Origin of the sequence: Leifsonia naganoensis, assembly GCF_013410615.1 — a bacterium.
GTDB classification, from domain to species: Bacteria; Actinomycetota; Actinomycetes; order Actinomycetales; family Microbacteriaceae; genus Leifsonia; species Leifsonia aquatica.
Window position 1 is genome coordinate 1,090,889 of the sequence record NZ_JACCHJ010000001.1, and the last position, 12,401, is coordinate 1,103,289.

The following is a 12,401-nucleotide window of genomic DNA, read 5'->3' on the forward strand; positions in this document are numbered from 1 at the left end:
GTCTCATGAGACCTCACCTCTCCCGCGCCGTCGCGGCCCTCGCCGCGACCGCCGTCGCCGGCGCCCTCGCCATCGCGATCCCCGCCGCGGCGAGCGCCGCCGACACCCCGTCCGTCCGCATCACCGAGTGGATGTACAACCCGCTGACCGGTGCGGGCGAGTTCTTCGAGATCACCAACCTCGGGTCCGCCCCCGTCAGCCTCGCCGGCTGGTCGTTCGACGACGACAGCCGCACGCCCGGCACCGTCCCGCTCGACAGCCTCGGCACACTGGCGGTAGGCCAGTCCGCCGTCGTCACCGAGCTGTCGGATGCGGCCTTCCGCAGCGAGTGGGGCCTCGGGGCCGACGTGAAGGTCCTCGCGGACAACACCACCGGACTCGGTCGCGCCGACGAGATCAACGTCTTCGACGGGTCCGACCCGGTCGCGAACCTCGTTGATCGCCTCACCTACAACGACCAGGGCACCGGCACCGTGAAGGGCCCCCGCACCCAGGGCGTCGCCGGCATCCCGAAGACCGACGCGGCGCTGGGCGCGAACGACGCGTCGCAGTGGCAGCTCGCCACGGTCGGGGACGCGGAAGGCTCCTGGACCTCCACGGCCGGCAACATCGGCTCCCCGGGCACGAGCCGGTTCGCCCCGGCCGACGGAGGCACGACTCCCGCCTGGGCGGACATCCACATCAACGAGGTGTCGTCCGACAACGGCGCCACCCCGGTCGGCGACGCGATCGAGCTCGCGAACACCGGCTCCGCCGACGTGAGCATCGCGGGCTGGCTGCAGATCGACAGCGGCGCAGCGACCGCGGCGACGACGTTCTCGGCCAAACTGGCGGACGGCACCGCGACGACGGTCGTCCCGGCCCACGGCCACGTCTACTTCTCCTCCACCAAGGGCCTCGGCAGCGGCGGCGACAGCGTCAAGCTCTACCTCCCGGACGGCGCGAACGGCACCGCGGGCACGCTCGTCGACTCGGTCGACTACACCGCGGGCGAGGCCGGCACGGACGAGGGCAACAACTTCGGCGCAGGCGCCTTCGCGCGCTGCCCCGACGGCACCGGCGCGTTCGTCTCGGTGAAGGACAAGAGCTTCGGCGTCTCCAACGCCGGCGCGTGCGCCACCCCGCTGACGAACCCCGCCGACGGCGGCACCGGCGGCACCCCGACCCTGAACTGCGAGCCGGAGGCTCCGTCCGGCACCGGAACCCTCCCCGGTACCGCCCTCACCCCGGCCGCGTGGCCGGGCAGCGCCGACGTCACCGTCTCGGACAAGCAGTGCGCGTGGACGACCACGACCGGCCCCGAGGGCCGCGACGTCAGCGGGCTCGTCTTCGACCCGACGAACGCGAACGTGCTCTACAGCGTCAAGAACAAGAGCTGGGTCTTCCGGATGGTGAAGCAGGACGGCCTCTGGGTCGCCGACACCACGAATGGCTGGGGCGCTGGCAAGCAGATCTTCTTCCCGGGCAGCACCGACACCGCGACCAACCAGCCCGACTCTGAGGGCCTGACGGTCGGCCCGGACGGCGCGCTCTACGTCACCACCGAGCGCAACAACGCGGCCAACACCATCCCGCTCAACTCCATCCTGCGCATCGACCCGACCCAGCCGGGCACGCAGCTCGTCGCGACGCAGCAGTGGAACCTGACGGCCGAGTTCCCGGAGCTGCACGCGGGCAACAAGACCGAGGCGAACCTCGGGTTCGAGGGCGTCACCTTCGTGCCGGACAGCTACCTGACGGCCAACGGTTTCGTCGACCAGTCGACCGGGAAGACCTACCGCCCGGCCGACTACCCGACCCACGGCACCGGCCTCTACTTCGCGGCGCTCGAGAACGACGGCAAGCTGTACGCCTACGCGCTGAACTCCGACGGTTCCTTCCACCGCGTGTCCGTCGTCGACACCGGCATGGGACACGTCATGGATGTGGCCTTCGACGCCGACACGCAGCGCATCTGGGCGCTGTGCGACAACACCTGCGGCGTCGTCTCGACGGTGCTCAAGGTGAGCTCCACCGGCGCCATCGTCCCCGAGGTCGCCTACAGCAAGCCGGCCGGTCTGCCCGTCGACAACCTGGAGGGCTTCGCCCTGGCGCCGAGCTCGACCTGCGTCGACGGCACCAAGGAGGTCGTGTGGTCGGACGACGGTGTCTACGGCACCGGCACCGGCTCGGCGGGCGAAGGGCACGCGCTCTACAGCGGCCGCATCTCCTGCGACCTGAAGCTCGGCGAGCAGGGTGTGCCGCCGGTGAACACCCCGGCCCCCGCGCTGACGCTCTCCGTCGGCTCCGGGACGGTCGGCGACCGGATCACCGTCGCGGCTGCGCACCTCGCGCCCGGCACCGCGGTCAGCTTCGTGTTCAACTCGACGCCGGTCCTCCTCGGCACTGCGACGGCCGGGCCGGACGGGACGCTGAGCTTCACGTTCGCCGTTCCGAACGTGGCCGCCGGCGCTCACACCATCACGGCGTCGATCGGCGGGACCGTGGTCGCCTCGGCCCCCTTCACGATCGTCGCGGCCGCGACCGACGTGACCGCTGTGGCGGCGGCCGGGGGCACGGGCACCTCCGCGCTCGCCTCCACCGGGTCCGACCTGAGCGGGTCGGCGATCATCGCAGCGCTGGCCCTGCTCCTCGCGGGGGCCGGGATGCTGATCCGCCGCCGCACGCGCGCACAGGCTGTCCGCGACTGACCTGATCGCCGGCGCTTCCCGGAACGGCCCCTGCTCTCTGGAGCGGGGGCCGTTCCGCGCACCGCGACACCCCCGAGCGCCCCACGTCAACGCCTCCCGGTACGCGAGTTCCGGTCGTACCGTCGCGGCATGCCCACATACACCGCCATTCGTTCGCTCGACGGAGACGCCGACGAGTACTTCGACTACATCGCCGACCCGGAGAACCTGCCCGCCTACTTCCCGCGCATGACGGAGGCCCACGAGCTTCCCGACGGCAAGGTGGAGACCACCGCCCACGTCGACGCCGACCAAGACGGCACCGACGAGACCGTCACCTCCGAGGCCGAGTTCGACGTGGACCGCGCCGCGCGCGAGGTGACCTGGTCGGCTCCCGGCCCGCACGACTACCACGGGTCGCTCAAGCTGACCGACGACGGCGTCGAGCTCACCATCCACACCACCTCGGAGTTCCCGGGGATGCAGGAGGCGCTCGACGGCTCGCTCGCGGCGATCGCGGAGAACCTGCAGAAGAAGGCGTGACCGGATTGCGGACGGTTCCCGACCGGAATCACACCTAGCGTCGAGAGCGGGTCCCGACTCGGGGGCCCTCGATGAGAAGGACTCCGACCCTATGGACCTCGCCGCCACCCGCATCTTCACCGACGACATCGACGGCCTCGTCGCGTTCTACGAGCGCGTCACCGGCCTGGCCGCGAACCGCATCCACCCGCTCTTCGCGGAGCTCGACACCCCGTCCGGCAAGCTGGCCATCGCGAGCACGCAGACCACAGCCGCGATGGGCGACAGCGGGATGCGCGCCGGCGCGAACCACTCCGTGTGCCTCGACTTCCGCGTCGACGACGTGGATGCGACGTTCGACGCACTCCAGCGCGGAGACGTGCGCGTCGTCGAGGCGCCCGCGGACATGCCGTGGGGCAACCGTTCGCTCCTGGTCGCCGACCCGGACGGCAACCTCGTCAACTTCTTCGCACCGCTCGGCGCGCGCTGATCAGTGCGAGTGCTCCGCCTCGCCGAACTTGAAGGCGAGGCGGCCGTGGGCGAAGCCGCCACCCGCGCGGATGGCGGTCGCGACCCACGCAGCCTCCGCCAGATCCTGCTCGGTCGCGCCCGCGGCGACGGCGCGCTTCGAGTGCGCGTCGATGCAGTAGACGCACTGCGTCGTGATCCCGACCGCGACCGCGATGAGCTCGCGGAACTTCAGCGGGATGGCGCGGCCCTCGGACGCGAAGACGGCCTCGTCGAAGTCGACGAACGCCTTCAGGATGTCCGGCGTCTCCTTCTTGTAGACCCGGGTGTACGTCTTGTCGGCTTCGCGGTCGAAATAGTCGCTCATGCTTCGGACGCTAGCGGAGGCCGGGCCGCCGATCCCGCTGGGATTGCGGTTCATGACGGCACGGCCCACCGCCTCACCCCATCTGCTCACCCCGCGGTGCGCGCTCCCCGCCGGTTCGGCTCCTCGACCGGCGCCGCGTCGAGGAACGCGCGGGCCACCGTCGCTCCCCCGGCATCGGTCAGCCAGAGCAGGAGGCGGCCCGTGCCCTGGTGCGCCGGGACGGTGAGCCGCAGCTCCCCCGAGAGCTCGAACGGGACGACCTCCACCTCGGCGCTCGACGCGTCGGGCCGCAGCTGCGCGGACGATGCCGAGGGTCCGTCCACCGGCGCTCCGGCGGACAGCCAGGCGGCGTGCAGCTGTGTGCGCAGCGCGTCGGCGCCGTGGTGCGACACGTGCGCGACGAGGTCCAGCGGCGAGGCCGACGGCTCGATGTCCGCACCGGCGCGGAGCGGGACGAGGTCGAGCACGATCACCGTGTCGGCGTTGACGTCGGCCGGGATGCAGCCGCCCCAGTCCTTCGCGCGACGATCGGTGGTGAGGAGCCCCGCGGCCTCGTGCTCGACGTCGGCGAACTCGGTGTACACGTAGCCGGCGAAGCGGTCGTGACGGCGCAGCTCCTGTGTCTCCCAGCGGAGGTGCCAGGCGCGCTCCAGGCTGGTGAAGCCCTCGCCGTACTCGCTGTTGACGATGGGGACCCCGGTGCGCGGGAAGTCCGCCGACGCGTAGAAGGACTTGTCGACGACGAAGTCGGGTCCGAGCCGCACCGGGAACGCCTCCTGCGAGCCGTCGGCCATCGCGGCCACGGCATCCCGCCACCGGGCGATGTCCGGCTCGTAGTAGTGCCAGTCGACCAGGTCGGAGCGCACGTGCGACCAGCCCGAGTTCTCAACGATCGGGCGCGTGTCGTCGAGCGCCCGCAGCAGGTCGTAGGCACGCTCGGCGGCCGCGGCACGGGAGGCGCTGCCCGGGATGTCCCAGTCCAGGCCCCACTCCTCGTTGTAGAGCCCCCAGATCACGATCGACGGGTGGTTGCCGTCGCGCTCGACCATCGCGGGCAGCTGCGCCTCGAACGCGGCAGCGGCCTCCTCGGAGAACCGGCTGGGGCACGCGGGCTCGGCCCAGACGAGCATCCCGGTGCGGTCGGCCTCGTGCAGCCAGAGCGGCTCCTCGAACTTCAGGTGCTTGCGCACCAGGGTGTAGCCGAGCTCGCGGGCGAGCGCGACGTCCTGCATCAGGGCGGCGGCATCCGGTGCGGTCAGACCCGTCTCGGGCCAGTAGCCCTGGTCGAGCACGCCGCGCATGTAGAAGCGCTCCCCGTTGAGGAAGAGCTGCTCGCCGCGCGTCTCGATACGGCGGAGGCCGGTCGTCGCGACGACGGTGTCGATGCCGTCATCGTGGCCCTCGTCGCCGACGCGCACCTCGACGCGGTACAGCTCGGGGTGCGCGGGCGACCACAGCCGCGGCTCGGCCAGGACGATCCGCCCGGCGGCGTGGCCGGAGGCGTCCGCGTGCAGCTCGACGGCCTCCCCCGTCTCGAGCACCCGGGCGTGCACGACGGCGCCGGCCGCGGAGTCGCCCGCGGTCTCGACGACGAGGTCGATGCCGGTCAGGCTGTCTCCCCGCAGGGTGACGGCACGGGCGTAGGTGCGCCCGCGCGCCTCCAGCCAGACCGTCTGCCAGATGCCCGAGGTCGGCGTGAACGAGACGCCGTCGTAGTCGTCGCGCGGGAGGGAGCGCTGCTTGCCGTGCGCGATGGCGCGCTTGTCGGCGGGGGCGTCGACCTCCACGGAGAGCTCCGACGGGATGCCCGGCACCAGGAACGCGGTGACGTCGAACTCGAACGACTCGTAGCCGCCGGTGTGCTCGCCGACGAGGCTGCCGTCGATGCGGACGACAGCGTGGTGGTGCACGGCGCCGAAACTCAGCACGACGCGCGAGCCGGTCCAGTCCTCGGGCACGGTGACGCTGCGACGGTAGACGGCGCGCTCGAGCCACGTGCGCTGCACGCCCGACGCGGCGGTCTCCCACGCGAACGGCACGACGATGCTGCCGGGGGCGTCGGCGCCGTCGAAGTCCCAGCGGCCGTTGAGGTTCAGCCAGCGCTGCGAGCGGTCGAGGTCGGGCCTCGGGTACTCGGGGCGGGGCTGGTCCGTCGTCGCCGGCGGAGCGGTGACGAGGGAATCGGTCGGGGAGAGTGTCATGTTCAGCCTTTCACGCTGCCGGCGAGGATGCCGTTGATGAAGTGACGCTGGAGCACGATGAAGAGCACCAGCAGAGGGATCAGGGCGAGGGAGCTCGCGGCGAGCAGTTCGCCGGTGACCGTGGCGTAGTCGGCGCCGATCCGGTTGCCGGTGATGTTCTGCGCGAGCGTGGAGAGCACGACCTGCAGGGTGGCCATGCGGTCGGAGCTCGCCGCGACCACCGGCCAGACGAAGTCGTTGTAGATGTTCATGATGGTCAGCACGGCGAGCCCGGCCAGTCCCGGGCGGATGACCGGGACCACCACGCGCCAGAAGATCCCGAACTCGCCGCAGCCGTCCACGCGGGCCGCGTCGAGCAGCTCGTCGGGCACGGCGCTGATGACCTGCCGCATCCAGAAGATCGCGAAGGCGTCGACCGAGCCCGGCAGGATGAGCGCCTGGTATGTGTTCACCCAGCCGAAGGTCTTCATCTCCAGCAGCAGCGGGATGATCAGCACGATCGTCGGGAGCATGAGGGTGATGAGCACCGCGCCGAAGATGACGTTCTTGCCGATGAAGTCGTACTTCGCGAACGCGTAGGCGGCGAGCGGGGCGAAGAAGAGCGTGATCGCGCCCTTGACCACCAGCACGATCGCCGTGTTGAGGAACCCGTGCGCGATCGGCACGTCGTGGAACATCGCCGTGAAGTTGTCCAGGGTGAACGAGCCCGGGTCGAATCCGAGCGGGTCGCGGATGATGTCGTTGGCCGGTTTGAAGGCCGAGACGATCGCCCAGACGACCGGCGCGAGGAAGGCGACCATCAGGACGAGCAGGAAGGCCTGCGTGCCGATCCGGGGGCGGGCGCGCCGCTTCCGCGGTGCCGACGGGGTCCGGTCGGCGGGTGACGGTGCGGCGGGAGCAGCGCCCGACGGACCGTCGAGGACGGTGGGGGTCGTCGTCATGGCGTCAGTCCTTCGCTCGGAGCATGCGGACGAAGAACAGCGACAGGACCATCACGAGGATGACGAGCAGGAACGAGTTCGCCGCTCCCGTGCCGAGGTCCGCCCGGGTGATGTGGTTGTAGAGGTAGTACCCGGCCGTGGTGGTCGAGTTGTACGGGCCGCCCTGCGTCACGACGAACGGTTCCGCGAACATCTGGAACACCGCCAGGGTCTGCAGCACGACCGCGAACATGATCGTGCGGCGCAGCAGCGGCACGGTGATGCTCCACAGCTGCCGGATCGGCGAGGCGCCGTCCAGATCCGCCGCCTCGTACATCGAGCGGTCGATCGACTGCAGCCCCGACAGGAGGATGATCACGATGAACCCGGTGGTCTTCCAGAGGAACAGCAGGGCGAGCGTCGGCTTGGCCCACGCGCTGGTCGTGAGCCAGCCGACGTCCGGGATGCCGACCAGGCCGAGGAGCGCGTTCACCGCTCCGTGGTCCTGGTCGAACAGCACGACCCAGATCTGCGCCACCGCTACGAGCGGGGTGACGAAGGGGACGATGAACGCGACCCGGTACATCCCGCGCAGCCGCAGCTTCGCCGAGTCGAGCAGCACGGCGACGATCACCGCGAGCACGATCTGGATCGGCACGATCAGCAGCCAGAGCACCGCCGAGTTGCCGAGCGAGCTCCAGAAGGCGGGACTCCCGAGCAGATACGTGTAGTTGTCCCAGCCCACCCACTCCGCGGCGCCGGCCCCGTGCCAGTTCGTGAAGCTCAGTCGCGCCGTGAAGATCAGCGGATAGACGCTGAAGGCGAGGAAGATCGCCACGAACGGGAGCACGAAGAGGTAGGGCGCTATGCGCCGTCGCATCCGGGTGCCGCCGCGGCGGTCGCGCGGCCGGGCCGCGGAGGGGAGGGCTGTCGTCGTCATGGTGTCGTGGTGCTCACTGCCGGTCGATGAGGTTGGTCTGGATGGACGACCCGGCATCCGTGATCACCTGGTCGGGGGTGAGGTCGCCGTCGTACATCTTCTGCAGGTCGGTGCCGAGGTAGTCGGTCGACGCGTTCCACCAGGACGGGATGGCCGTTCCGGAGGGGATCTGCTTGCCCGCCTCGGTGGCGACCTTCCAGAGGTCCTGGTCGCCGAGCGCGGGCACCGGCTTGAACAGCGGCTTCGACGGATCGGCCGCGGGCAGGTAGGCCGGGATGGACGTGTTCAGCCCTTCCGGGTAGGTGCTGCTCGGGCCCCACACGGCCGAGTAGCCGGCCTCGTCGTACATCAGGAACTTGTAGAACAGCCAGGCCAGCTGGGAGTTCTTGCCGTCCTTGGGCAGCACGAACGACGATCCGCCCATCGCGCCGCTGCGTGCGCCGCCGTCCTTCCAGGCGGGCAGCTCCATCGCGCGCCAGTCGCCGCTGGTGTCCTTGAGCAGCTGCTGCGGCGCGAAGCTGAACCAGATGGCCCACGGGTAGAAGACCTCGTTGCCGGCCTCCATCTCGGCGATGTCGCTCTGGCCGAGGTACTCGGCGCGGGTGCCGAGCCCCTCCTTCTGCACGGTGTCGAGGTAGGTGAGGATCTGCTTGTACTCCGGGCTGTCAAGCCGCAGCTTGCCCTTCGCGTCGGCGAGGGACGTGCCGAGCTGGCTGGCGAACATCTCCAGCTGCAGCTGCCCGAGGAACCCGCCCTGCTCGATGTGGATGGGGTGCGAGCCCGGCTTGGCCTTCTGGTAGGCGCGGGCGGCGGCGAGCAGGTCGTCGTAGGTCTTGATGCTCGACGCGTCGATGCCGACCGATTCCAGGGCCTTCGCGTTGTAATAGAGGAGGCCCGGGTTGAGGTCGTACGGCACCCCGTAGATCCCGCCGTCGACCGTGTTCGCGTCGACCTTCTGCGGTGCGATGTCCTTCAGGTAGGGCTTCAGCACGTCGCTGAGGTCCCAGAGGTGATCGGCGTAGCCGCTGACCATCGCGTCGTCGAGGAACACGCCGTCGGGCACGTCGGTCCCGGTGATCAGCGTGTTCTGGAGCTTGGCGTTGATGTCGACGGCCTCGTGGTGGACCGTGATCTTCGGGTACTTCTTGTTGAAGTCCGCGATGACGCCGTCGAAGACCTTGTACAGGTCGCCGGACCGGTCCCAGATCGTGATCTCGCCCGCGGGCTGATCGCTGGTCGGCGCCTGCAGCCGGTCGGACGTGGTGGCGGCGCCGCCGCTGCCGATGTCCGGGCCGCAAGCGGTCAGGGTCAAGGCGGTCGCGACGAGTGCGCCGGCGACTGCCAGGCCGCGCGCTCGCCGTTTCGGGTGGTGGTTCATGGGACACTCCCTCGTGTTTTGCCAACGTATGCAAACTGTAACGCTCGTTTGCGTACGTTGCAAACGCTACGATGAATTCATGCCAGCAACGCTCCGCGACGTCGCCCAGCTCGCCCAGGTCTCCGTGAGGACCGTCTCCAACGTGGTGAGCGACTACGAGCACGTCAGCGAGCAGATGCGGGCGCGCGTCCTGGCGGCGATCGAGGAGCTCGACTACCGCCCCAACCCCGTGGCGCGCACGCTCCGCACCGGCCGCACCGGGATGCTCGCGCTCGTCGTGCCCGAGATCGACGTGCCCTACTTCAGCGAGCTGGCCAGGGACATCATCGACGCCGCCGCGGAAGTCGGCTACCGCGTCATGATCGACCAGACCGGCCACGACCACGAGCGCGAGCGGCAGCTGCTGCTCGGCGACGACCGCACGATGCTGTTCGATGGACTGCTCTTCAGCCCTCTCGTCACCCAGGCGGAGCTGCTCGACATGCACGGCGCCACCCGCATGCCGCTGGTGCTGCTCGGCGAGCACGACTTCGACGGCCGCTACGACCACGTCGCGATCGACAACGTGCAGGCGGCGAAGGATGCGGTCGCGCACCTGGTCGCGACGGGCCGCGGCCGTATCGCCGCCATCGGCTCGCAGCCCGCCGAGGAGTACGCCACTCCCCTGCAACGCGCGTCCGGCTACGCGGAGGCTCTGGCCGATGCGGGCCTCCCGTACGAGCCGGAGCTCGTGCGCACCGCAGCGCACTACAGCCGCCCCGACGGCTATGCGGCGGCGCAGGCGCTCCTCGAGCTCGACGAGCGGCCCGACGCGATCTTCTGCTTCTCCGATCTGCTCGCGATCGGCGCGATGCGCGCGGTGTTCGACGCCGGCCTCCGCGTGCCGGAGGACGTCGCCGTCATCGGCATCGACGACGTCGAGGAGGGACGGTTCGCCCGTCCGTCGCTGAGCACCGTCTCTCTCGACACCCCGTTCATCGCCCGCGAGGCCGTGCGCCGGATCGTCGCTCGGATCGACGACCCGGACCTCCCCGCGGAAGAGGTCGTCGCCCCGCACCGCCTGGTCGCGCGCGAGAGCACCGCGACCGCCGGCTGAGGCCAGCCAGCGACTCTCAAGCACGCCGCAATCCCCCATTTCGCCTCTTGCAACGATGGCAAATGCCTGCCAGGGTCATTTGCAACGTCCGCAAAGCGGCGGGCGCCTCACCAGAGAGGACTCTTCATGGAACGCATCACGCGTCGAGGGCGACGGCTGTCGCTGCTCGCCGTCGCGGCTCTCGCAGCCGCGACGGTACTCACGTTGACCCCGACGGCGTCGCCGTCGGCCGAAGCGGCGCAACCGGGATCCGTGCTCTATTCGCCTAACCTCGCCACGTTCCCGAACGGGACGGCCGGCTATCCCCGCGCCATCGCACTCGAGCACGACGGCACCCCGGCCGACACGGTGCTCGCCACGTTCGCCAAGGGCGGCCACAACGCCCCCGGTACCCTGCCGATCTACCGCAGCACGAACGGTGGCGGCAGCTGGTCGCAGATCTCGACGATCAGCTCCAACACTCCGGGCTGGGACATCGAGGCTCCCACGCTCTTCGAAGTGCCCCGGAACATCTCCGGACTGAACGCGGGCGACATCCTCGCCGCGGGCACCGCCTGGCACGTCGGTGACTACACGGCCCAGAAGGTGGAGGTGTTCAAGAGCACGAACGGCGGCGCGAGCTGGCAGTTCCTGTCGAACTGCACCCAGACCTCCGGGCTGCCGAACTCCTGGGGCCACGGCATCTGGGAGCCGTCGTTCGTGGTGTCGAACAACAACACGCTGGCGTGCTTCATCTCGGACGAACGCCCGGCGAACAGCGCCACGAACAACCAAAAGATCGGCCACTACACGTCGACCAATGGCGGGGCGAGCTGGAGCTCGGCGATGACCGACGACGTCGTCTTCCCGGCCGACAACCTGGCGCGACCGGGCATGCAGACCTTCGCGAAGCTCCCCGACGGCCGGTTCGTCATGAGCTACGAGCTGTGCCGCGACGCGACGAACGCCGACCACGCCTGCGAGGTCTACATCAAGTTCAGCGCGGACGGACTCGCCTGGGGCGCCGCCGGCGACAAGGGCACGCTGGTCCACACGTCGGACGACCGCCAGCTGCTCCACACCCCGTACATCTCCTGGGCGGCGGGAGGCGGACCGAACGGCACCCTGCTGCTCTCGGGCCAGCGGGTCGTCGCGGGTCCGACCGGCAACAAGACCGTGCTCGCCGAGTCGGGCACCGTCCTGTTCGCGAACACGCAGCTCGGCGCCGGCGACTGGACCGAGGCGGCCACCCCGGTGACGGTCTCCCCGACCGGCGGCTACGCCTCCGGCGTCCCGTCGTGCCCCGGCTACTCCACCCCCGCCATCCCGCTGAGCAACGGCACGTCGTACCTGTACTTCGCCGCCACCTGGCTCGGGCAGGGCAACCAGTGCGAACTGCGCTTCGGCGTCGGCACCCTCCCCGGGCCGACCGGGGCGATCACGGGACCCGGCGGGAAGTGCCTCGACGTCGACACGAACACCGCCGCCAACGGCAAGCGCGCCCAGCTCTGGACCTGCGGCGTCGCCACAGGGCAGGACTGGTCGGTGTCGCCCGACGGCACGCTGCGCGCGTTCGGCAAGTGCCTCGACGTCGACGCGCAGGGCACCGCGAACTTCACCAAGGTGCAGCTCTGGGAGTGCAACGGCTCGGGCGCCCAGAAGTGGGTGCACCAGTCCAACGGCTCCCTGCTGAACCCGCAGTCGGGCCGCTGCCTCGACGACCCGCAGGGTGTCACCACCGACGGCACGAAGCTGCAGATCTACGACTGCAACGGCCTGTGGACCCAGCAGTGGTCCCTCCCGGCCTGACCTGATCGTGGAGGCGGCCGCTCCGGATTCCGGGGCGGCCGCCAGTGCACGA

At 70.2% G+C, this 12,401-nt stretch carries 10 protein-coding genes; 5 read left to right on the top strand and 5 right to left on the bottom strand.

Annotation, left to right across the window (positions count from 1 at the left end):
- The first annotated feature begins 5 nt into the window (after positions 1 to 5).
- The 3 genes from HNR14_RS05200 (at position 6) to HNR14_RS05210 (ending at position 3,681) form a co-directional block, all read left to right on the top strand.
- Positions 6 to 2,690, top strand: a complete 2,685-nt coding sequence (locus HNR14_RS05200) for a lamin tail domain-containing protein (RefSeq protein WP_179700182.1) — start codon at positions 6 to 8, stop codon at positions 2,688 to 2,690.
- A 129-nt stretch (positions 2,691 to 2,819) separates the two neighbouring features.
- On the top strand, positions 2,820 to 3,212 hold the full coding sequence (locus HNR14_RS05205) for an SRPBCC family protein (RefSeq protein ID WP_179700183.1): 393 nt from the start codon (positions 2,820 to 2,822) through the stop codon (positions 3,210 to 3,212).
- Positions 3,213 to 3,303: 91 nt separating this feature from the next.
- Positions 3,304 to 3,681, top strand: coding sequence for a VOC family protein (locus HNR14_RS05210; protein WP_179700184.1), 378 nt, complete (start codon positions 3,304 to 3,306; stop codon positions 3,679 to 3,681).
- Here the strand turns inward: HNR14_RS05210 and HNR14_RS05215 are convergent, their stop codons facing one another.
- The 5 genes from HNR14_RS05215 to HNR14_RS05235 all read right to left on the bottom strand — a co-directional run bounded on the left by HNR14_RS05215 (position 3,682) and on the right by HNR14_RS05235 (position 9,465).
- A complete protein-coding gene (locus HNR14_RS05215) occupies positions 3,682 to 4,026 on the bottom strand; it encodes a carboxymuconolactone decarboxylase family protein (RefSeq protein WP_179700185.1) in 345 nt (114 codons plus the stop codon).
- An 86-nt stretch (positions 4,027 to 4,112) separates the two neighbouring features.
- Positions 4,113 to 6,227 carry a glycoside hydrolase family 2 protein gene (locus HNR14_RS05220; protein ID WP_179700186.1) on the bottom strand — a complete coding sequence of 705 codons (2,115 nt, stop codon included), beginning with the start codon at positions 6,225 to 6,227 and terminating at the stop codon, positions 4,113 to 4,115.
- A 2-nt stretch (positions 6,228 to 6,229) separates the two neighbouring features.
- Complete coding sequence (locus HNR14_RS05225) at positions 6,230 to 7,168, bottom strand: carbohydrate ABC transporter permease (protein WP_179700187.1); 939 nt, start codon at positions 7,166 to 7,168, stop codon at positions 6,230 to 6,232.
- Positions 7,169 to 7,172: 4 nt separating this feature from the next.
- Complete coding sequence (locus HNR14_RS05230) at positions 7,173 to 8,087, bottom strand: carbohydrate ABC transporter permease (protein ID WP_179700188.1); 915 nt, start codon at positions 8,085 to 8,087, stop codon at positions 7,173 to 7,175.
- A 13-nt stretch (positions 8,088 to 8,100) separates the two neighbouring features.
- Positions 8,101 to 9,465: an ABC transporter substrate-binding protein gene (locus HNR14_RS05235; RefSeq protein WP_179700189.1), complete on the bottom strand. Its 1,365-nt coding sequence runs from the start codon at positions 9,463 to 9,465 to the stop codon at positions 8,101 to 8,103.
- A gap of 79 nt (positions 9,466 to 9,544) precedes the next feature.
- Here HNR14_RS05235 and HNR14_RS05240 point away from each other — a divergent pair, with 79 nt between their 5' ends.
- Together HNR14_RS05240 and HNR14_RS20765 are read left to right on the top strand one after the other, a co-directional pair.
- Positions 9,545 to 10,561 (top strand): LacI family DNA-binding transcriptional regulator, encoded by a 1,017-nt coding sequence (locus tag HNR14_RS05240; RefSeq protein WP_179700190.1) that lies wholly within the window; start codon positions 9,545 to 9,547, stop codon positions 10,559 to 10,561.
- Between the two features lie 126 nt (positions 10,562 to 10,687).
- Positions 10,688 to 12,349, top strand: a complete 1,662-nt coding sequence (locus HNR14_RS20765) for a sialidase family protein (RefSeq protein WP_179700191.1) — start codon at positions 10,688 to 10,690, stop codon at positions 12,347 to 12,349.
- The last annotated feature ends 52 nt before the right edge of the window (positions 12,350 to 12,401 follow it).